This window comes from Bacillus sp. P4_E1, assembly GCF_056401715.1.
The window spans coordinates 103,459-126,007 of record NZ_JBFUIV010000009.1; the positions used below are offsets into that span (position 1 = coordinate 103,459).

A 22,549-nucleotide genomic window follows, 5' to 3' on the forward strand; every position below is an offset into this window, starting at 1 on the left:
TGAGAATTCCCCAATGAAAATTAAGCGGAATTTCAACAAAAGAACAGGTTCCAGAGGTTATTAATTTTCTAAAAGAATTGAAAAAATCCAATAAAGGCATGACATGATTAAATTCAAAATATCGGGAGAGCCGCTAGTAACAATGCATCCAAGAGTAGTACAGTAAGGGGAATCAAGAAATTCAGTTCTGCTGAAAAGCTTTTAAAACTAAGCTAAACTTTTGCAAAATAGGGTGAGGAGAATCCTAACTGGGATATTTTAAAGGAAAGTAATTTAAACAAGATATTATTTTGGCAGCCGCCCTGTACTATTGTCGCTTTTCTTTAAGCTATCTTGATGTCTCTGAAATTTTGAATGAATGTAGTGTTTCAGTTCATTCAACAACTACCCTGCGCTGGGTTCATGAATATGACCACCTGATTTATCAAATTTGGAAGAAGAAAAATAAAAGCGTAGAACTATCTTGGCAATTGGGATGCAACCTATATAAAAATCAAAAGAGAATGGCGTTACCTGTACCATACAATTGATAAAGAAGGGTACACATTGGATATTCAACTTTGTAAAAAACGGAATCATCAGGCTACATATGCCTTTATGAAAAGGCTAGTAAAAACGTTTGGAGAATCAACGGTTCTGACAACAGATAAAGCACCAGCATTACTTTGTGCATTCAAAAAATTAAAGGAACAAAGCTTTTATAAGCATACAACGCATTGTACAATCAAGCATTTGAATAATTTCATAGAACAGGACCATAGACATGTAAAAGGCCACTTTACCAAATCTACAGGATTTCAAGTTCTTCGCCATGCTTCGCGTACCTTGAAAGGAATCGAAACATTTCATGCTATATATAAACGAAAACGCAGTTTACAACCAAACTGCGTTTTTTCAATATACAATAAATTATAGCAATTACTAAGAATCGCATAACCTTTAAATGTAATTAACTGAACTTTTTACCTGCTAAAAAACTTTGCAACAAAGCCCTTTCTAAAAAGACATTTTCCAATTCTTCTCTAAAAGGCCACCATAAAGAGAAAGAACAAATCCACCTACAAACGAAATACCCAAAATAAAAATCAATAAATATTTATATACTAAATTCACTTCTATTTTTCCACTATCATCAATATCTATTATTACTCTATTCATATTGTTTGCACTACTAATTAGATATAAAATCTAATTTTCTTAATACAAAGTTCCAGATCGATTCTTCCCCTACTACTATAGATGCTTTACCTGTCATACCTATATATACTTGTTGCAACTCTTTTGAATCTATAGTTGCTTCTAATTCATACATATAGTCTTTCATTTCCTTATCAAAAATAGGATATGAAGATTTGTATGTTATTTTCCCTACTTGCTTAGTGGAATTTTTTAATCTAAAGGAATAATTTACCGTATCTCCTTCTTTAATACCAGCTATTTCTTGAGGATGTATTAATATTTTTATCTTTTTTTTGTCTTCTTTTGGAATAATAGAGACCACTTCTTGTCCATACTCAATCAAATCTCCATTGTTAAATATTCTATCTAATTGTACAATACCGTCTTGAGAAGCTTTTAAAGTTATTTTTTTATTTTGATGGTTTACTTCGCCTTCTTGATCTCGTTTCTCTATAACTTGCATTAAAGCTTCTCCTTTTTTTACCTCATCTCCAGTATGAACGAACATTTCATCTACGCTACCTATACTTTGTGCTCGAACTATACCTATATCTGATTCTCCCTGTACAATTGCTGTCCCTTTACTAACTATCTCTATTTTCCCCAAGTATACCCAAATTAAAACTCCTAAAAAAAACAATAAAAGAAAGCCAAGCAACCAAGTAATAAAACGAGGAGGCTTCTTCTCTAACAACTCTATACTATCCGTTAACTCTTCAAAGGAATAAATTTTATTCATGTTGATTTCCCCACATTTTATATGATTATTTTTCTATATACCTATATGCTCTACGTGCACAGTTTGATTCTTCCAAAGACGATAATATTCAGATTTCCGGAATAATAATTCTTCATGTGAGCCTTGCTCTAAAATGTTTCCTTTTTCCATTACAAAAATCTTATTAGCATGCTTTATTGTACTTAATCTATGGGCAATCATAATAATTGTTATACCTTGCTTTCCCAATTCTTTTAACATATCTGTAATACGCTTCTCAGTCGATGAATCTAAATTACTTGTTGCTTCATCCAAAATTAAAATATCTGGTTTCTTTAAAAGCGCTCTTGCAATAGCTAACCGTTGTCTTTGTCCACCTGATAAATTCGATGCATTTTCCTCTAAAAAAGTTTCATAACGTAATGGCAAATCACTAATAAATTCATGAGCAGCAGCTTGTTTACAAGCTTGTATTACTTCCTTCAATGTAACTCCACTTTCTAGGCCAAATTTTAAATTGTCAAAAATAGAAGCACTAAAGAAAAATGATTCTTGAGAAACATATGCGATTCGATTTCTTAAGGCAGTTCGATTAATTTCCTTAATATGATAATCATCATAATAGATATTACCTTCTTGTGGTTCAAAATAGTTCATTAAAAGTTTTGAAATCGTAGTTTTCCCTGATCCACTTTCTCCAACAAAAGCAATTTGATCTCCTGGCTCGATAGAAAAGCTTATATTGTTTAAAACTTTTTTACGTGTGCCGTATCGGAAAGAAACATTAGAACATTCTATCCGTCCAGACAACCTCTCAGGGGATACTTTATTGTGTTCCTTATCATCTTTTTCTGCTTCTAATTCTAAAATTTCATTTAATCTTTCCCCAGCAACTAATGCAGATTGCATTGTAGGTTGTATTCCAATTAAATTCTCAATAGGATTTAAAAAATAAGCCAGAAGTGCATTATATGTAATTAACTCACCAATTGTCATATTACCATGTAAAACCTGTATAGCTCCTACCCAAAGAATAACGGTTCCTCCAATTAATTCAATGCCTAATTTAAGGGATCCTTGTAAATTCGATAATATACCTCTCTTAAATACATGTCGCATTAAATTAATAAAACGACTTTCTGTTTGGAAAAAAACCTCTTTTTCTGCATTATAAGACTTTACGGTAGCAATCCCATTCAATGATTCCACTAAATACGATGTTAATTTTGCATTGCTCTCCATTTCTTCTCTATTAATATTTTGATATGGTTTATGAAATAGAAAGATAATTAATACATAAAAAGGAACAAGTAACAATGTCACTCCAAACAGAATCGGACTATGTGAATATAATAAAATTGCTCCTAACATAACCATTACAGTATCAATCATCAATGTAACAGTTATTGTAGACAATGCTTCACGTATTTTGCTGGCATCCATAAATCTAGAAATAATTTCCCCAACTTTTCTTGTTTCAAAAAAATTCATAGGTAGCCCTACTACATGACGATAATATCCAAGCATCAATTGAATGTCGATTCGTCTGCTTAAATATAGAATTAAATGTGTCCTAAAATAAGAAAGCAATATTTTAAAAATATAAAGCACAATAACCCCAATAGATACAAAATGTAGCGTCTGTAACAATTGATCCGTAACAATATCATCAATTAAAAATTTAAAATAGAAAGCACCAGCGAAACCAAATATATTAAAGAATACTGATGCAATAAACAGTGGTAATAATAAGTTAACCTGTGGTTTTAATAATGCTATAAACTGTGAAATTGTTCCTTGAGTCATATTCTCCTTTTTGAAGTCTTGCCTAGGCATCATTAATACCAAAATATTTGTCCAAATCTTACAAAAACCTTCAAATGTATAACTTACAAGTCCCTTTCCTGGATCAGCCACATAAATTTTATTTTTCTTTACTTTATAAATGACTACATAATGTAATAATCCGTCATTCATCACTACATGTGCAATGGCTGGTAGCGGAATTTCTTTCAACGCATCTGAATCAGTAGCCCTAACCCCTTTTACTTCAAATTTCAATTTCTCCCCAGCTTCTAATAACCCCTGTATATTTGTACCATTTAAATCTGTCCCAGCTATCTCACGAATTTTTGAGATAGCTATAGAAAGTCCATAATATTTGGATATCATCGCTAAACATGCAGGGCCACAATCCTGTAAATCATTTTGCGCTATAAATTTAAATTTCCCTCTCAATTTTTTTCCTTCTTTCTTAAGTAGTCATTAAAATCTTTTAAACTAAAAAAACATCTATTTTTCAATATATTACTATTTTAAATTAATTCGACGATAAATGACAGTATATTAAAAGAATAATTTCTTTTGAGATAATTCAAAAAAGTTATAGACAGATAAATATAATATTGTATAATATTGTATATGGTAATGAATAAAATATTATCATATACAACACTAACGATTGGAGCGATTATAATGAAACTAGACACAACAAAATTAGAAGCACTAAACACAAAAGAGATTACAGAAATTGAAGGTGGCGGAGCTGGAAAATGGATTTTCAGAGCTGGCGTGTGGTTCTTCACTGAATACCCAAAATCTGGAGGTCCAGAAATTGAAGCAAGCTATAAATATGGACAACCTGGACGTAGAATGTAATTAAAAGTTTTTATCAGGCTGTGGAGAAAGTCTTCTCCACAGCCTATTTTTGTGTCTAAATCTCTTTTTCTGTGTCAAAACTGATAAAAAAGGAAAAGGAGAGGTTTCTTATGATGGGTGCATTTAAAAATCATCGCGATGAGCGCGTATCAGTTTCTGTAGAAGAGTTAGTTCCGCAAGACCATTTTCCTCGTGCGATTGAAGCAACAATTAGTTTTGATTTTATTGAGGAAAAGTTACGCCCTTATTACTGTGAAAACAATGGACGTCCGTCAATCCATCCTATCGTTTTATTTAAGATGATGTTTATTGGATATTTTTACGGTATTCGCTCAGAGCGCCAATTGGAAAAAGAGATTAAAACGAACATTTCCTACCGTTGGTTTCTGGGGTTTTCTCTATCAGATACGATTCCAGATCATTCTACAATCAGTTGGAATCACCGTACTCGTTTCATTCATACAAATATTTTCGAAGAAATTTTTGATGAGATTGTGAGTCAAGTGACGGAGCACCGTATGGTGGGTGGTCGTGCGTTGATGACAGATTCTACACACATTAAGGCCAATGCCAATAAAAATAAATTTGTACATAAATATAAAAAAGAAAAGCCAAAGTTTTATATAGATGAACTAGAAGCTGCGGTAATCGAAGATCGTGAGGTACATGAAAAAAAGAATTAAAGCCTAGAAAGGAAAGTGATACCCCTACTAAAAAGACTCGTATAAGTACAACGGATCGCGAAGGATATCGTCAATACAAATCGAATCCAGAAGACTGTGTTGTGTGTCCACTACGTAAGGATTGCTTTTCAGAGAAACAAAAACAAAAAGTTATCACTCATCATATGTGGGAGAAATATAAAGATATCGCTAGAAAAAGCAAACTAACAGCTACAGGGAAAAGACTGTATAAAGTACGCTGTTCGACTATAGAGCGAAGCTTTGCGGACGCCAAAGAACTAACATGGCTATCGATATGCTCGATTTCGTGGGCTTAAGTATGTCCAAATGCAGGCATATCTCACAGCAGCCTGTCAAAACATGAAAAAAATAGCCCTTCACCTGACCAAAAAGGGTCAGGTGAAGGGCTATTTTCCTAGTTTCTATCATTTTTTATTGTTTTCATTCAATAAAATCTAAAAAGATGTCAGAGTGTTGGAAACCCTATTAAAAAATTAATAGGGTTTTTTATAATTTTAATAACACTCTTAAGGAAGATTTTCCTTTCTTAAGAGGTAAGAGATACCTGTAACAAGTTAAAAAAGATACTGGTTTAATGAAAACTTAATTTCATATTATCTCAATTAAAAAGATTATAAACATATCTTTACATTTATAAAATACTTATTTACTTTCGAAAGGTTTATTTCTCATTATACCCTTTTAACATGTTTCTTTCGAAGCGATTTGGATATAAATCATTTATCATTGCATATGGACTTCCATTCCAATAGTTCTTTAGTGGCGTCCACAATTTTTTCTTTATTAACCATTTTTGACTATAAACACTTAATAATTGTTCCACTGTCAATTTTTCTTTTTCTTCAATAGTCCACCTTAGCGCTTCTAAACCTCGTTGTTTAGTCCAGAAACGAGCCGGGGTCACCTTAAATTCCCATTCTTTAAATTTATTTGGATACAGATCATTTATCATTGCATATGGACTATTATTCCAGAATATTTGACATACTGACGCTAAATTATTTTCATTTAACCATCTTATATTATAATATTCTAACAATTCTCCATTAGACAAATTTTCTTTTTCCTCGATAGTCCATTTTAATACTTCTAATGCTTTTTCTTTAGTCCAGAATTTGTTAGGTGTCATTGTTAGTTCCCATTCTTTAAAACGGTTTGGATATAAATCATTTATCATCGCATATGGACTTCCATTCCAATACATCATTAAAGGTGCAGCAAGTTTATTTTTTTCTATCCATTTTTTATTATAAATTTTTAATAAATCTTCATCCGATAATTGTTCCTGTTGTTCAATAATCCATCTTAATATTTCTAATGCCTTTTCTTTATTCCAAAAGTTTAAAGGTGTCATCCCAAATTCCCACTCTTTAAAGCGATTCGGGTATAAATCATCTATCATTTTATATGGGCTATCATTATACCTATGTTTAAGTAGACCTCGCAGTCTATATTTTACAATCAATGGAGTATTCCATTTTCGCTTGATGTCTTCTTCTTCCCATTTTAAAATTATTTCAATTAAATATCGAGTCACTCTTCGAGCTAATTCATTATTTTTGTCTTCTTTCCATGTATTTGCAGGGAACCTACTTTTTTTCCCATCTAATATTTCTTGATAGATATCCTCTATAGCAACTGCTTGTATCAACAATTTCTACCCCTCCAAAAAAATATTCCGATGTTCATTTCGTAAATTATTCCAATAACTTATGAATATTTTTAATTATAATAATATCATATAAAATGAAATTATTTAGTATTTTATATAATGTCAAACAATTATTCCAGTAAATATTTATTTTAAATTTCTAATTCTTCAGTTATACTAAAATAGTATAATTTTATCTGAGTATATAAAAGGAGCCTAAGATTATGGAAAAACTAGAAACAAAAGATATTTTTCAGACTATTCCGCAAAAAGGTTTTTTTGGACATCCTAAAGGATTACTCACTTTATTCTTCACAGAATTTTGGGAGAGATTCTCTTACTATGGTATGAGAGCCATATTACTTTACTATATGTATTATTCAATTTCACAAGGTGGTCTAGGAATTGATCATGCAACTGCCGCATCAATTATGGCCATTTATGGATCCCTAGTTTACATGTCTGGTATTATTGGGGGCTGGGTTGCCGATCGTCTATTGGGATCAAGTAGAACCGTTTTTTGGGGTGGAGTTTTAATTATGATTGGCCACCTTATTTTATCACTACCTGGTAGTATAAGTACTTTATTTATTTCTATGGTATTTCTAATACTTGGGACAGGATTATTAAAACCGAACGTGTCTAGCATTGTTGGAAACCTATATAGCGAAACAGATACACGCCGGGACTCAGGATTCAGTATTTTCTATATGGGAATTAACTTAGGTGCATTTTTATCCCCTTTTATTGTTGGTACACTAGGCCAACAGTACAATTTCCATCTTGGTTTTGGGGTTGCCGCTATTGGTATGATGATAGGATTAATTTTCTTTGTTCTGACAAGAAAGAAAAATCTTGGCTTAGCCGGTGCTCAAATACCAAATCCTTTAACAGGAAGCGAACGAAAAACCGTACTTAAGCAGTTTAGTATCGGTATTATAGTTATAGCATTAGTATGTTTTGCAACTATACCAACAGGGATTTTAACTATTAATCGTTTTACTTTATTAGTAAGTATTTTAGGGATAATCATTCCCACTTGTTATTTTATTTTTATGTACCGTAGTCCAAAAACTACAAAAATTGAAAAGTCTCGTCTTATTGCATATATACCATTATTTATTGCTGCTACAATGTTCTGGGCTATTCAAGAACAAGGAGCTATAATTTTGGCTACATATGCTGATCAACGTACCCAGTTACAATTTGCAGGATTTAAGTTTCAATCTTCATGGTTCCAATCGTTAAATCCTATTTACATCGTTTTATTAGCACCTGTTTTTGCTTGGTTATGGGTAAAACTTAATTCGCGTCAACCTAGTACAGCAAATAAATTTGCTATAGGATTATTGTTTGCTGGTTTATCATTCTTAGTTATGATTATCCCTGCTTATATCCATGGCACAGAATCTCTAGTAAGCCCTATTTGGCTAGCAATTAGCTTCCTTTTAGTAGTAATTGGGGAACTGTGCTTATCACCCGTAGGCTTATCAATAACAACAAAATTAGCACCAGCTGCTTTCTCTGCTCAAACAATGAGTTTATGGTTTTTAACTAGTGCAGCTGCACAAGCCATAAATGCACAAATCGTTCGGTTGTATAACCCAGAGACAGAAATTATTTATTTCGGTGTGATTGGTGGCCTTTCAATACTACTAAGCGTGATTTTATATTTCACGGCGCCAAAAATTCAAGAATTAATGAAAGGTATCAAATAGAACAGAGGATTTTCCTATCTCCAATTAATCTTCAAAAATTATTTAAGATTTTAAAAATGCACTAGTAATTATTACTAGTGCATTTTTCTTATTAATTGACCTATAAAAGATATCTATTTGTTTTTTAAATTTATTTTCAATAATTAAAGTAAGTTTTCTAACAAATATTATATCTTTTTATCAAAAATTCTATGTGTATCAATAACGTTTCAGAATCCCCTTTATTGGCATTTTAATGTGGTTGCGTGATGTAAAAGTATCCTAATACCACTGCAAAAGCATATACATCTTGTTCCTTTCCGTTAACTTTTATTTCCCCTATGTACCCCCAATCCGTTTGAGTTTGTTTATCAGGCGGTGCTTCAAACCGTAGGGTTGCTTATTATTTAGGGGTTTGTCGATACGATTTGAAAAAATCGCGCAAAATGGTAGTTACCTAGGTATCCCATTGATACAATACCATGCAATGCCATCATATAACACTGCACAGTTGATGGTACCTTCTTTAATCTTTTAAAGAACATATGGTTTATATGGATCTAATTTACTTGGCTTTTTCTCTACTTTCCTTTTTGATGGTAATTCATCTTATTAGCTATATTTCTGAATGTTTTTGGATAAAATCCTGTTTCTTTAGATATCGCTTTAATTGCCCAGCCATTTTGATAAACCAGCTAACTATCTCCCAAATTTTATCCACAATTTCTCCACTCCATCATTTTTATTATCTGATATTCACAAAAAACAAAAATTCCATTTTTTCTCTCTCCAACATAATCATTTTATGTTCTCAACAACAATCATTTTAGTACCGATTTTATCTATATTTTATTCTTTTTTAATAATCACTAAATATTAATCCTTATCTTCAACAACATTTCCAGTTAAAATATTATGACTTTTCCGCAAATAAAAATTAGATAAACAGATTAGAAAATTCTAAAATAACTAGACAAAACAAAAAAATGGTATATAATAGTATTTGTATATAAGATTTGAAATATACAAAAAATATTAAATATAACAGGAGGAATTTTTTATGAAATTAAATACAGCAAAGTTAGAAGTTTTAAGTCAAAAAGAAATCGAAAAAACTGAAGGTGGCGCTCCTTATTATATTTACGTAGCTGGAAAATGGTTTTTAAAAAACTATCCAACATCTGGAGGTCCAGAAATTGAAGCAAGCTATAAATATGGACAACCTGGACGTAGAATGTAGTAACAAATCCTACTAAAAAATCTATTAGCAATATATTTTGTAGAAAACAGAGGGATATTGAAGTGAAAAAAAACATATGTGTTGAATTAACTTCTAAAGAACTATTAAATATTAATGGCGGGAAAACTATTGCAACAAACGCAACATACTATCCTAATAAATGGGCGAAGTCTGCCGGAAAATGGATAGCATCAAAAATTAAATAGTGCGTTATATATTTTACATTTAAATGTAAAATATACTATCACTGCCAAAAAACAAAAAAGCTCTAAACCTTTAGGGCTTTTTTGTTTTTTCACAGGCTTAAAATGGTTCCGTTGCAAAATTTTTAGCAGATAAAAAGTTCAGTTAATTACATTTAAAGGTTATACGATTCTTAGTAATTGCTTTAATTCATTGTATGTTGAAGAAAAAAAAAACGCAGTTTAGTTACAAACTACGTTTTCGTTTATATAGCATAAATCATTTCAATTCCTTAATAATTTAGAAAGAATGGAAAAGATACTGAAATTCAATAGTAAATTCAGAAAAAAAGCTAAGTCATGTTGAACTTCTTGCATGCACAGGCTTTTTATTAGTCGAACTTAAATCCTTTTAATGCTTCTGCCAGTGCATTATTTATTGGTTCTTCTTTATTCTGCTGCTTTAAATATTTCTGAACCGTACGTTTATCGACTTTACCACGAGATTCTTTCTTACGTCTTGCTTCAAAAGCTGATAGCTTTTCACGATAGCCGCATTTACATACAAAGATTTGCCCCGCTCCTTCACCACGTAATTCTAGTTTCTTCTTACATTGCGGACAACGAGCGTTTGTTGTACGAGATACATTTTTACGATGACCACATTCACGGTCTTGGCATACGAGCATCTTTCCTTTTTTGCCGTTTACTTCTAGCATTGGTTTACCGCAGTCTGGACAAGACTTCGTTGAAATGTTGTCATGTTTATATTTTTTATCACTTGCTTTAACTTCTGCAACGATTTCTTTAGTGTGCTGTTTCATTTCATTAATAAAGGCATCTTTTTTCAGCTTGCCTTTTGCAATTAGTTCAAGTTTTTGTTCCCACTCTGCTGTTGTAGCTGGTGAGCGTAATTCTTCTGGAACTAAATCTAACAGTTGACGACCTTTGGCTGTGATATAAATATCCTTGCCACCACGTTTTTCGATTAGGAATGAATTAAATAGTTTATCAATGATATCTGCACGTGTCGCTACAGTACCTAATCCACCGGTTGATTTTAACGTATCAGCAAGTTGTTTATTTTGCGTATCCATATATTTTGTAGGATTCTCCATTGCTGAAAGTAAAGTTGCTTCATTAAAGCGTGCAGGTGCTTTTGTTTGACCTGATGTTTGCATAATTAACTTTACAGTTAATGTATCGCCCTTTTCAATGTGAGGTAGAAGCTGCTCTTTTACGTCATCAGTTACATCATCGTCTTCAAAGCGATTTTCGTATACTTCCTTCCAACCAGCATGTAAAATCGTTTTTCCGCGTGCAATGAACGTTTCACTACCAACTTTGGTACGTAATGTTAGTTGCTCGTATTCGAATGCTGGGAATAAAACTGCTAAGAAACGTTTTACAACTAAATCATAAATTTTACGTTCTTTATCTGTGAAAGCTGAGAAGTTTACATAGCTTTCTGTTGGAATAATTGCGTGATGATCGCTTACTTTACTATCATCAACAAATGATTTATTAGACTTTATCGGTTTATTTAAAATTTTATGTGCTAAAGGACGGTATTCTCCAACTCCACACGCCTTCAGACGTTCTGGAAGTGTCCCGATGATATCTGATGAAATGTAGCGTGAATCTGTACGAGGATACGTTAGCACTTTATGTTGTTCATATAATTTCTGCATAATGTTTAATGTTTCTTTAGCAGAGTAACCAAACTTTTTATTTGCATCGCGTTGTAATTCAGTTAAATCGTAAAGGCCAGGAGAGAATGACTTCTTCTGTTTCTTATCAATTTCCACAACAGTAGCATTTTGCTTATCTAAGCTCTTTACGATACTATCAATTTTTTCTTTGTTAAAGCTTCGATTATTCCCGTTAGTATCTTGCCAAGTTAGTTTGACTGAACCAGTTTGTGCTTCAATGCCATAGTACACTTGTGGTTTGAAGTTTTTAATTTCATCTTCACGTGCAGCTATCATGGCTACAGTAGGCGTCTGAACACGCCCACAATTTAACTGTGCATTATATTTTGTCGTTAAAGCTCTAGTGGCATTTAGTCCGATGTACCAATCTGCTTCAGAACGAGCTACGGCAGCAAAATATAAGTTTTCGTATGCTTTACCAGGCTTTAAATTATTGAATCCATCTTTGATTGCCTTATCTGTTACGGATGAAATCCATAAACGTTTAATTGGTTTATTTACTTTAGATTTCGCAATAATCCAACGGGCCACTAGCTCACCTTCACGCCCCGCATCTGTTGCGATAATAATTTCGTTTACGTCATTACGATTTAACTGTGATTTAACGGAATTAAACTGTTTACCGGATTGTTTAATTACTGATAGTTTTAAACGATCGGGTAGCATTGGTAAATCTTCTAAATTCCATTTTTGATATTTCTTATCATACATTTCTGGATCGGCTAGGGTTACTAGATGTCCTAGTGCCCATGTCACGATATATTTATCGCCCTCTAAAAAGCCGTTCCCTTTTTTATTACATTTCAGTACATTCGCAATATCACGAGCTACTGATGGTTTTTCTGCTAATACTAAGCTTTTTGCCATATCTTCATGCTCCTTCAATATCTTGTAATTTATACTATAACACAGTTCTAATACATGAAATATGGATAAAGGATTAGTTCTATTTTGAAGTCATTATTGTCATTGCTTGTTTAAGTATTTCTACTTCCTGTTTTAAACGTTTATTTTCTTTTTGAATAGCACTGAATTCTTTAAAAGAAATAGCCGATTCATCAGCATATAGTTTTATCCAAGAATAGATTGCAGTGGGTGACACTTTATATTCCTTACCCAGTTCAGTTGTTGCCCTTCCTTCAAGATGTAATTGAACAATTTTCTTTTTAAAACTTTCGTCATATTTCTTACTAGACATAAAAAATCTCCTTCAAAAAATGTTTATTAATATTGTAGCATCACCTTTTTATGATGACTATAGTCTGTCGATTAAATTAGTGAATTTCTTAGTTAATTAACTAAGAGGTGAGCTTATGGAGATATCAAAAGCTTTTGGTACCGTGTTAAGAAAACACAGAAAACTAACTGGTCTTTCCCAAGAACAATTGGCATTACAATGCGACCTAGATAGAACTTTTATTGGATTACTAGAACGCGGGCAAAGACAGCCTAGCATTACTACGATATTTATTATTTGTGGGGTACTAAAAATAATGCCTCATGAATTGATTAAAGAAGTTGAAGACTTATACGTTACTTAAAGGATTTTTTTCACAAAACAAAGGAGAAATTTAAAAGCGAATATACTATACAAAGACATACCTAAATTAAGAGAACCTATGTTAGTTGAGCAAGGTTCTCTTAATTATTAGTGATACATAATTTTCCACTTCATTGGCAGACTATAAATCTAAATCTTCGATAAGTGTATTTTTTGTCTTCGTTATTGTTACTACATTATCAATTGTATTGTCAGTATTAAGCTCTAGTATAGCCTTATTAGGTTGTTCCTTAAATATATCCTTAAATAGTTGTTCCACTGTAGCAGATCTAGTTTTTCCAGTTGTAATTAAGTTTATTAAATCAACCTCTTTAATACTTGATAAATTTGCCCATTGAAAAAGAACATTTTGATAGATTTCGTTATTGTCCTTAAGATTTGCAATCTCAGCCTTAAGTTCGACGATTTCTTGTGTCATCTTAGCTTCTTTTTCTTCGAGTTGCTTGTAGCGAGTAGATATTTTTCGATAGCCATACTCATTTACCTTCAGTTGATTAATAATTTTCTTTTTAGTAGCTGGAGTGTCTTGTGATAATCTGTTTATAACATCATTTGTTGAAATAATTTCAATGTATTGTTTATTATTTTCTATTAAAGCGCTTCTCTTTTTATTGATCTCATCAACTAACGATTTTCCTTGACGACCAGGTTTTCTCCAAAAATCTTCACTTAGTTTAAAATCTAATATTCCTTTGTTATATTCTTCTAGCGCATAAAGAAAGATTTCTTTATACCTTATAATTTGAACATTTACCTGATTTCTTAAGAAATCATCAACAATCTTTAGAAGAATATCTTTAGGATATATTTTAGGCTTACGCCCTCGACTTTTCATACATTTCAAACCTTTCCTTTAGTTTTGCTAATTGGTATAATGCCTCTTTTACTTTCTTAGAACTTTCAATTAATTGATAATTGAATTGCGAATTTTTTTCATCATATGCATCATTTTTATGATGTATAAGGCCGGTTTTATGAAGTGCTAATAATTTATCGATGCATAATTTAAGAACAGACTCTTGATTAACAAGGACGTTTTGTAACTTATCATAATGTTTTTGGTAATCATCTAAGGTTATTCTCCAATGCTTACAGAGATAGTGTTCATCTACGGGACAGTCTTGTAAAGGATCTGTACAATAACCGATTTCTAATGGAATTTTAGCAACTTCAGAAACTTCCGTAGTGGTATTCATCGCATTTTTGAAAATAATTTCTTTGAAAAATTTGTTTGAAAGGTCCCCTAAATGTCTTTTTTGATTTGTTAATAATTTTATTAGGTCTGAATCAATCCAATATTCCAAGTGGTTATGATAAGTCATTTGAGAATAAACAGAATTGTGTCCCCCTAATCTAGCAATCTCACTCGGATGATAACCTTGCAACATTAAATTCAAAAATGCAAAATGGCGAGTGTCGTTTGGTCTTATTTTCCTATGGATATTGTAAGGTGATTGGGTATGGGGCCCTGAACTGTTCTCTAATAATTTGAGTCCATACTTCCCACAAACAATTTCTCTATAAAATTTGTCTAATAAATTCCTGAAATTTCTGTAATTAAATATTTCTGGTTTTATATTTCGAACTGTACTAGACGTTTGTAGTAAGGTCTTAGATGGTTTAACTGAATATATTTTTTGTTGATATAATTCGATTGAATTGGCAATTTTATCCGAAACCAAAATTTTGTCGTAAGCCATTTTACGATTCCTTAAATTTTTGCTTCGAGGTAACGATAAAAAATATCCTTCTTTATTAAAATTTAAACAATCAAATTTCAAATTACAAAACTCGTTAATACGTATCGGGATAATATTTGTTAAATTCCACCATAAATAAATTGGATAGTAGTCCAAATATTCTTTATCAATTTCCTCATTAGAAAAGTATACTTCAACTATTAAAGAAAATTTAAGAACATCTTGGCTTGATGGTAATTTTCTTATTGCTGTTAATCTCTGTATTTGATAGTATCTTAAAATTAGTTCCAGATACTCTTCTGGCACTATCAGATTTTGGCAAAAATCTAGAAATTCTAATAGAAAAGATGCTTTACCTTGTAGAGTACTAGGTTTAAGATTCTTAGAAAAATAGTGCAGTTCAAATTCATCTATGGCTTCTAGATTAAATCCTTTACTTAGGATCAATGCATCCTTTACTTTTCTTATTTTACGTGTTAAATGTTGGAAACTGTTACCATCCTCTAAATGTAAAATAAGCCAAGATTTTAATAACAAGATAAATTGGTCAACATCAAACTTCTTTGATGAAAAAGAATTGAAGCTAAAGTCTACAAAATGTGTTTGTGAAAAATATTCATCATAAATATTCCATCTGTTATTGGACGCTTCGGCTGTAAGATTCACACCCGTATCTTTAAGACTGTTTATCCTATCTTGTAAAGTGCCACGGAGACTCTCATTATAATGAGTTGAGGTAGATGAAAAATCTAAACTATGATTACTATCCATATTAAGTGCCTCCAATTGTTAGATTTTCATTTATACTATCTAAACTGCGTATGTTATTTAAGAAATCTGAGTAGTCCTTGCCTAAAAATGAGCTTAATACATTTTCCCCAAACTGTTTTTTAGCAGCACTTATTAAGGAAAGGTTTTTGTATAATAAATTTGCCAATCTAACTCTTTCGCCTTTATAAGGAATGTTTTTAATCTGTTCTAATTTAGGTATCAAATTATTTAGGTTGTAAACAGTCTTTGTTAGTACATAGAAATGTGGGATTGCAAATGGGCAACTGTTACATTTTCTATCTAGATATAAACAATCGCCAAGAATACATTGCCAAAAGGATTCTTTGGCCGGCAATTGATTCATATCTATTAAATCTAATACTTCTCTCTGTTGTTCTTCCGATAAACGCTTAACGAACTCGTATAAAGGTTTTTTCTGTTCTTCAATTGCATTTAATGCCATGGAAAAATTCTCTATTTTATATATATCTCCAAAAACTGTGGCTAATAGATTTTTTTCATTGTTTTCAATAGAATAATTTTGAGATTCACCAATAACAATTTGTTTTAAATAATCGTAGGTATAGCCAAAATAGCCTTTATCAAATAATTGCTTACTAATTTTGTTTAGATGTTCTTCACTTACATGTACATATCTGTTGGTAGTGTCTAAAGAATCATGATTTCTAATGAATTTAGTGATCTCCAAAGGATTACGATTTGTTTTTTGTTTTAGGATTGAATCCACAAAAGTTATAAATGTACTGTTAGCCATTAGCGATTTAAATTTAAATTCTTTTATAGGAAAATTCCCAAAAAATTTATCATGCATGCTAGTAGTCAATTCGTTTGAATTACCTAAATCAATCAAGTTATTTCTTTTTGAATTTATTAATTGAGCCTTAAGTTCACATAAAACGATAGCATTAGCTACAGGTACAATCATATCTTCAGAAATAAAGAAAAAAGCCTTTTTACCATTTTTGTTATGATAAACATTCATTAAGTTCGATGTTAATTCCCAGATAATTTTTGTAGATTCTTCTAAGGTTAAATTGTAGTTTTCAAATGATTTATAATCCAGCACAGGGATAGACAAGGGGATACGAGGTATCTTTTCAATAAAATCAGTACTTCTCCATCCGTTATTTAAATGAAGCATTACGTATAACCAAATGGATTCATAATTACCCTTTGTCTCACACATTGGTTTTGTCTTATATTCAGAAAGAGCATTGTCTTTATGGCATTGAATGTCTTTAACATAGTCCAGTAGTGTTAAAAACTCATTAGTCGAATAGATTTGCTTATTGTGTTTAGAGTTTGCTAAACGCTCATTTTTTTCCACATATGGGTTATTAAGCTCTGAAACCAAGTACTTACAATTAGAAAACCTTAAAAGTAAGTGATTAAAGAAACCATATAAAACTTCTTTGTAAGTACTTGGAACTTTATTGTTTAAAAATACGAAATTAACCTCATTAGAAGTCATGTCCATAATTTCTTTTGAAATTAATGTCGACTGTAGTAATTCTGTTATTTTAATAAATCGAACAAAAAGTTTCTTGATCGTTTTAATATTTCCGTTTGAACTTAATAATTTTTTTGAAACAAAATTATGCCATGCTGTTTCTGTCTCTTTAACTGAATCCAGAAAGTTCAAATCAAATTCTTTGACTACTTTTAAAAAGATTTTATCTGGGAGAGTATTATATTCTAATTCATTTTTATATCGTTCAATTAAATTGGTGAACTTTAACACTTTTAAGTAATTATCAATGACTTTCTTAGGATATGCGTATTTAAGTTTTTTTAGGCGACCAAATCTTAAATGAGGTGGTATTTGAACCTTTTCTCTATTTTTATATAATACGGTGCTAGGGACTTTGGCAATTGCTTCAACATGAGTATAGTTTAAACTTAATAAATTGTTTTGCTCTTCATATAACTTTTTTAAAAGATTAGAACAATCCTCTAGCAAATAATAATTAATATTTCCGTACTCCAACTTTAAAATGCGAAAGTGTTCTTTATTTTCATCAAACTGTTTCTTTGAATAGTCTAATTGGATTATTAAATCTTTTTCGGAAATTATGGTTTTTATTTTGTCATTTATAGAGGGCGTTGAATAGTTCGCCATTTCCTCTAAAATTCGTACGATTTTTTCATCATCTAAATGCCCAAGTATTTGAAGTGAACTCTTTATTTCTGAGGTGGTGTTTGAATTATGTTGTGTATCATTACTAGATTCCAAAACATTAGTCGTTTGAAGATTAGTAGTACTTTGCCTTTGTTTATCATTGATTTTTGCAAAAATGTTATCAATTTTACCCTTTGGAAAACCTAAATGAGATTTAGTAAATTTATTAAACTTTACCTCAATCGGTAATTCTTCAGCAATAATAGGAATGTTAAAATCTGAACAAATACTGTAGAACTTACTTATGTTACATCCTAGTAAATATTCCACGTCACTAATTAAATAATAATTCGAATCGTAGTAGTTATATAGATCATTTCTTCTTTTAACAAGATCATCAATCTCTTCCTTGTGCCAATAATTTTGACGTGATGAAGAAATTTTTATAGGGGAAATTCTAAATTTAGCCATATATCTATTAATATTATTTGGTATATTGAGCAATTTCATTAATTGTTTAGAAGTATAATATTCAGTTAAGACATTATTAATTTCAGCTAGATCGCGATATTGTTTCTTTAGATCAAGAAATTGTTCCTTATCATAGAAAATAACGGCGTTCGCAAACTTATATACGTTATCAATAGGTATTGTATGGATAGGGGTTAATTTACGAATAAGTTTTCTAGAATATCCTAAGGCTTTTATTTGACCACCGGTTATTTTAGTTTCAAGGTTATGTTCATAATTTTTATCTATAATATTTTTCAGGGAATCTATATTGGACTTGTCATAATAATTAATTTCATATTTCCCATTTGACGTTAATGTGATGCCATATTCTTGAATCACTTTTTTGAACTTTTCAGTATTTTTATACCCCAAATGTTCTTTAGCATCTTTTTCGCAGATAGTATGAGTTAGGAGTTTTCTGGATTTTAACTTTCTCTCCACTTCAGTTTTATCATAAAAGGCAATCCCCCCAGCGTCAGCATACTCATTAATTCTATCAATAGGTTCTACCTTAAACTTTTGAAGTACTATCCTACCATTTTTTTTAAATCCTAGTTCCTGCACTTGCTGAGTATTCAAACGATTGGCCTTATTAAATAAATACCTTTTTTTAACCAAGTCAATAAAGGACTTTATATCTGATTCCTTATAATACTTGAAGGAGCTATATCCTTTTTTTACTTCTTTAATATTGCAATCACTTAATGCACGTTGAAGTTGTTGGGGTGTTTTAAAACCCACTAATTCCATTATTTGCGAAAGTGATAATAATTCACAACTACAGTTTTTAGATGCTAAATATGCATTTGCCTCCACTTTGTCATAGAAATAAGAGACTCCAGTAAAAGTCTTATATCTATCGAAAAGCTCAGTAGGTTCACTCTTAAGAATATCTCTATCGTATCCAGTACATCCTAACCTAATAAGTTCTTTAGGAGTATATTTATTAAAGCAATTTTCTTTATATCGTTTTTCAAGAACATCACGTAAATTATTTATAATATTGGTATCATAAATAATTTCTCTAGAATTATTAATACCTACTTTTTGTATTAAGGCTTCTTTAAGAAATAATCTAGTTTGATATATTGATAAGTTCAGGAGGATTGAAACCTCTTTTAATGTCATATGATTAGGCAAATCTTACACTTCCTTTAGTATGTCAAAATTATTGATTGCTAAATTCATAGAACTAAGTAATGTGTTTTCATCTACATAACTTAATGCAGACTGTAAACTTCTATCGCCTCTAGCTAATGCGATTTGGGTAGGAGTTAAGCCCAAATCTATTAATATGTTCGTGAAAACGCCTCTGCCAATATGCGTAGACCATTTATTGTTTGTTAACAATATATAATCTTCGACTTGATTTTTTGCTAGTAAGTCATTTAAAAACTGTTGTTTAATCTTATCAATTTTTGCTGAATACCTTTTTCCCCTTAAAGCTTTAAAATTCCTCGCTGAGATAAAAAGTGCTTCGGAAGTTCCTTTAGTTAATTTGGTTAGTATTTTTAGGTGTTCTTCATACAGGGGCTTTATAATTTCAGGACAAATACATATTTGATCTCTTGGATATTTAACTTGAATATCAGCCTTGTTTATTGCATCTGCAAATAAGATGTTTTGATTGTCTCTAATCTCGATTATTAGGTTACTATTAGCCCACTTTAAACTAGAGCATTTTAAGTTAATGACCTCAGAACGTCTTAATCCTCCAAAGAATTGTAAAGCTATACCTAATGCCATTAATGGTTCAATACGCTTTGCTGTCATAATAAAATCTATAATTAGTCTATTTCTATTTTTACCGAAGTCTTTAATAACATTATTTTGAATGGAATTTCTTATTGGTAAAATAATATCTAAATCATTAGTGTTTTCAAAAATGTTAATCTCAATTTTCCGACTTTTCCGGCCGTAATAAACAGTCTGATAATTTACACTAAAGACCTGGTTGATTATGTTTTCTGATTTCAACCAATGGAAAAGTTTGTTTAGATACTGTATCTCAGTTTTTACATATTCACTCTTTAATTCACCCGCTCTACTTTTTAATGATAAATAAGAGATATAATCCGCTCCATGTTGAAGAGTTAAACTGCTTAGTCCCCCTATAATTAATTCAGGATAACTATCTGTATTTTTATATAAATAATTTAAAAATCTTGTTATTGCATAAGCTACATTCCTTTGACTATTAATAGACTTTCCTTTATTTTTATATTCTCTTTTTATAAAATTTGAAAGAGGTGAGGGAAATATTAGATAATTATTTTCTTTAATTCCTATACCAATACTACTGAATATTTCTCCATTCCTTGAAGTTTCATCAAATTCTCTTACAACAAATCTCATAGTTTCCTCCCCTAAGTTCTATTACTATGCTTATTTACTTTTTATACCCAAAATAAAAATGTACATGGGTGTAATTATCATTGATATCATTACTATTAAAAGAATATATTAAATTTCGCCCTAAAAACAGTATACATGTTCAAACACCTACTGTAGCCATGATTGCAAGCCGTGAAGATGAAATCAAACATTTCAAAGCTCAAACTTACTATGGTATCGAAGCTCAAACAGCTGAGAGATTAAAGCTAACTTGGCAAGATACAAAAGGAAATAGCCGTAGCTTTAATAAAGAAAAAACTGATGCAATCGTGAACAAAATTAGTAAACAAAATGCTACTGTTGTAGACATTGATAAAAAACAAAAGAAATCGTTCGCTCCTGGTCTTTACGATTTAACTGAACTACAACGTGATGCGAATAAAATATTTGGTTACTCTGCGAAAGAAACATTAAACATTATGCAAAAATTATATGAACAGCATAAAGTTTTAACGTACCCTCGTACAGATTCACGCTATATTTCATCTGATATTGTCGGAACACTTCCAGAGCGTCTGAAGGCTTGCGGAGTTGGAGAATACCGTCCTTTAGCACATAAAGTATTGCAGAAACCTGTAAAATCTAATAAATCATTTGTTGATGATAGTAAAGTAAGTGATCATCACGCAATTATTCCAACAGAGAGCTATGTAAACTTCTCAGCTTTCACAGATAAAGAACGTAAAATTTATGACTTAGTTGTAAAACGTTTCTTAGCTGTTTTATTCCCGGCCTTTGAATATGAACAACTAACATTGCGCACGAAAATTGGTGACGAAACGTTCATCGCACGCGGAAAAACGATTTTACATGCTGGTTGGAAAGAGGTTTATGCAAATCGGTTTGAAGATGATGATGCAAGCGATGATGTAAAAGAACAAATCTTACCTCGCATCGAAAAAGGCGATACATTAAACATAAAACTAATTGTCCAAACATCAGGTCAAACGAAAGCACCTGCACGCTTTAATGAAGCAACATTACTTTCAGCAATGGAAAACCCAACAAAATACATGGATACGCAAAACAAACAACTTGCTGACACGTTAAAGTCAACTGGTGGATTAGGTACTGTAGCAACGCGTGCTGATATTATCGACAAGTTATTCAATTCGTTCTTGCTTGAAAAACGTGGTAAAGATATTCATATTACTTCAAAAGGCCGTCAGTTACTTGATTTAGTGCCAGAAGAACTGAAATCTCCTACACTAACTGGTGAATGGGAGCAAAAGTTAGAAGCTATCGCTAAAGGAAAATTAAAGAAAGAAGTATTCATTTCAGAAATGAAGAACTATACGAAAGAAATTGTTGCTGAAATTAAATCGAGTGATAAAAAATATAAACACGACAACATTTCAACGAAGTCTTGTCCAGACTGTGGTAAACCGATGTTAGAAGTAAACGGTAAAAAAGGTAAAATGCTTGTATGCCAAGATCGCGAATGTGGTCACCGTAAAAATGTATCCCGCACTACAAACGCACGCTGTCCTCAGTGTAAAAAGAAACTAGAACTTCGTGGTGAAGGAGCGGGCCAAATTTTCGCATGTAAATGTGGCTATCGTGAGAAACTTTCTACATTCCAAGAGAGACGTAAAAAAGAATCCGGCAGCAAAGCTGATAAACGCGACGTTCAAAAATATATGAAACAACAGAACAAAGAAGAAGAACCATTAAACAATCCATTCGCAGAAGCATTAAAGAAATTAAAATTTGATTAAACAAAAAGGTT

Annotated in this window: 16 protein-coding genes and 2 pseudogenes; 8 read left to right on the forward strand and 10 right to left on the reverse strand. The window is 31.4% G+C overall.

What is annotated here, in order from left to right; genetic code table 11:
- The first annotated feature begins 284 nt into the window (after window positions 1–284).
- Window positions 285–915 (forward strand): annotated as a pseudogene (locus AC1DS7_RS14590) (IS6 family transposase).
- Window positions 916–996: 81 nt separating this feature from the next.
- Here AC1DS7_RS14590 and AC1DS7_RS14595 read toward each other — a convergent pair.
- From AC1DS7_RS14595 to AC1DS7_RS14605, 3 genes are read right to left on the reverse strand one after another with little or no spacing between them, the layout of a single operon-like run.
- Window positions 997–1,158, reverse strand: a complete 162-nt coding sequence (locus AC1DS7_RS14595) for a hypothetical protein (protein ID WP_476999080.1) — start codon at window positions 1,156–1,158, stop codon at window positions 997–999.
- Between the two features lie 13 nt (window positions 1,159–1,171).
- The gene (locus tag AC1DS7_RS14600; protein ID WP_476999081.1) at window positions 1,172–1,918 is read right to left on the reverse strand and encodes a hypothetical protein; all 747 of its coding nucleotides are present in this window, start codon (window positions 1,916–1,918) and stop codon (window positions 1,172–1,174) included.
- Between the two features lie 33 nt (window positions 1,919–1,951).
- Window positions 1,952–4,135 carry a peptidase domain-containing ABC transporter gene (locus tag AC1DS7_RS14605; RefSeq protein ID WP_476999082.1) on the reverse strand — a complete coding sequence of 728 codons (2,184 nt, stop codon included), beginning with the start codon at window positions 4,133–4,135 and terminating at the stop codon, window positions 1,952–1,954.
- A 183-nt stretch (window positions 4,136–4,318) separates the two neighbouring features.
- On the opposite strand from AC1DS7_RS14605, the gene AC1DS7_RS14610 reads away from it, so the two are divergent.
- Both AC1DS7_RS14610 and AC1DS7_RS14615 read left to right on the forward strand, forming a co-directional pair.
- Window positions 4,319–4,555, forward strand: a complete 237-nt coding sequence (locus tag AC1DS7_RS14610; protein WP_476999083.1) for a hypothetical protein — start codon at window positions 4,319–4,321, stop codon at window positions 4,553–4,555.
- 110 nt (window positions 4,556–4,665) lie between these two features.
- Window positions 4,666–5,697 (forward strand): annotated as a pseudogene (locus AC1DS7_RS14615) (transposase).
- Window positions 5,698–5,920: 223 nt separating this feature from the next.
- Here AC1DS7_RS14615 and AC1DS7_RS14620 read toward each other — a convergent pair.
- Window positions 5,921–6,913 carry a DUF4046 domain-containing protein gene (locus tag AC1DS7_RS14620; RefSeq protein WP_476999084.1) on the reverse strand — a complete coding sequence of 331 codons (993 nt, stop codon included), beginning with the start codon at window positions 6,911–6,913 and terminating at the stop codon, window positions 5,921–5,923.
- 221 nt (window positions 6,914–7,134) lie between these two features.
- Between AC1DS7_RS14620 and AC1DS7_RS14625 the strand changes: the two genes are divergently transcribed.
- From AC1DS7_RS14625 to AC1DS7_RS14635, 3 genes are all read left to right on the forward strand, one after another.
- On the forward strand, window positions 7,135–8,628 hold the full coding sequence (locus AC1DS7_RS14625; RefSeq protein WP_476999085.1) for a peptide MFS transporter: 1,494 nt from the start codon (window positions 7,135–7,137) through the stop codon (window positions 8,626–8,628).
- A 1,039-nt stretch (window positions 8,629–9,667) separates the two neighbouring features.
- Window positions 9,668–9,847, forward strand: a complete 180-nt coding sequence (locus AC1DS7_RS14630; RefSeq protein ID WP_476999086.1) for a hypothetical protein — start codon at window positions 9,668–9,670, stop codon at window positions 9,845–9,847.
- A 62-nt stretch (window positions 9,848–9,909) separates the two neighbouring features.
- Entirely contained in the window at window positions 9,910–10,053 is a 144-nt protein-coding gene (locus AC1DS7_RS14635) for a hypothetical protein (RefSeq protein WP_476999087.1), read from the forward strand.
- A gap of 368 nt (window positions 10,054–10,421) precedes the next feature.
- Here AC1DS7_RS14635 and AC1DS7_RS14640 read toward each other — a convergent pair whose 3' ends face one another.
- Both AC1DS7_RS14640 and AC1DS7_RS14645 read right to left on the reverse strand, forming a co-directional pair.
- Window positions 10,422–12,608: a DNA topoisomerase III gene (locus AC1DS7_RS14640; protein ID WP_476999088.1), complete on the reverse strand. Its 2,187-nt coding sequence runs from the start codon at window positions 12,606–12,608 to the stop codon at window positions 10,422–10,424.
- Between the two features lie 79 nt (window positions 12,609–12,687).
- The gene (locus AC1DS7_RS14645) at window positions 12,688–12,939 is read right to left on the reverse strand and encodes a transposase (protein WP_002169259.1); all 252 of its coding nucleotides are present in this window, start codon (window positions 12,937–12,939) and stop codon (window positions 12,688–12,690) included.
- 115 nt (window positions 12,940–13,054) lie between these two features.
- Here AC1DS7_RS14645 and AC1DS7_RS14650 point away from each other — a divergent pair, with 115 nt between their 5' ends.
- On the forward strand, window positions 13,055–13,282 hold the full coding sequence (locus AC1DS7_RS14650) for a helix-turn-helix domain-containing protein (protein ID WP_002169260.1): 228 nt from the start codon (window positions 13,055–13,057) through the stop codon (window positions 13,280–13,282).
- 141 nt (window positions 13,283–13,423) lie between these two features.
- Here AC1DS7_RS14650 and AC1DS7_RS14655 read toward each other — a convergent pair whose 3' ends face one another.
- The 4 genes from AC1DS7_RS14655 to AC1DS7_RS14670 are packed head-to-tail and all read right to left on the reverse strand — an operon-like array spanning window position 13,424 to window position 20,781.
- Window positions 13,424–14,137: a hypothetical protein gene (locus AC1DS7_RS14655; protein ID WP_002169261.1), complete on the reverse strand. Its 714-nt coding sequence runs from the start codon at window positions 14,135–14,137 to the stop codon at window positions 13,424–13,426.
- Entirely contained in the window at window positions 14,118–15,773 is a 1,656-nt protein-coding gene (locus tag AC1DS7_RS14660) for a site-specific integrase (RefSeq protein WP_002169262.1), read from the reverse strand. The genes AC1DS7_RS14655 and AC1DS7_RS14660 overlap by 20 nt, the downstream gene beginning before the upstream one ends.
- Before the next feature lies 1 nt (window position 15,774).
- Window positions 15,775–19,554: a hypothetical protein gene (locus AC1DS7_RS14665; RefSeq protein WP_033713467.1), complete on the reverse strand. Its 3,780-nt coding sequence runs from the start codon at window positions 19,552–19,554 to the stop codon at window positions 15,775–15,777.
- A 15-nt stretch (window positions 19,555–19,569) separates the two neighbouring features.
- Window positions 19,570–20,781: a site-specific integrase gene (locus tag AC1DS7_RS14670; protein ID WP_002169264.1), complete on the reverse strand. Its 1,212-nt coding sequence runs from the start codon at window positions 20,779–20,781 to the stop codon at window positions 19,570–19,572.
- Between the two features lie 80 nt (window positions 20,782–20,861).
- Between AC1DS7_RS14670 and topB the strand changes: the two genes are divergently transcribed.
- Window positions 20,862–22,538, forward strand: a complete 1,677-nt coding sequence (topB, locus tag AC1DS7_RS14675) for a DNA topoisomerase III (RefSeq protein WP_098779984.1) — start codon at window positions 20,862–20,864, stop codon at window positions 22,536–22,538.
- The last annotated feature ends 11 nt before the right edge of the window (window positions 22,539–22,549 follow it).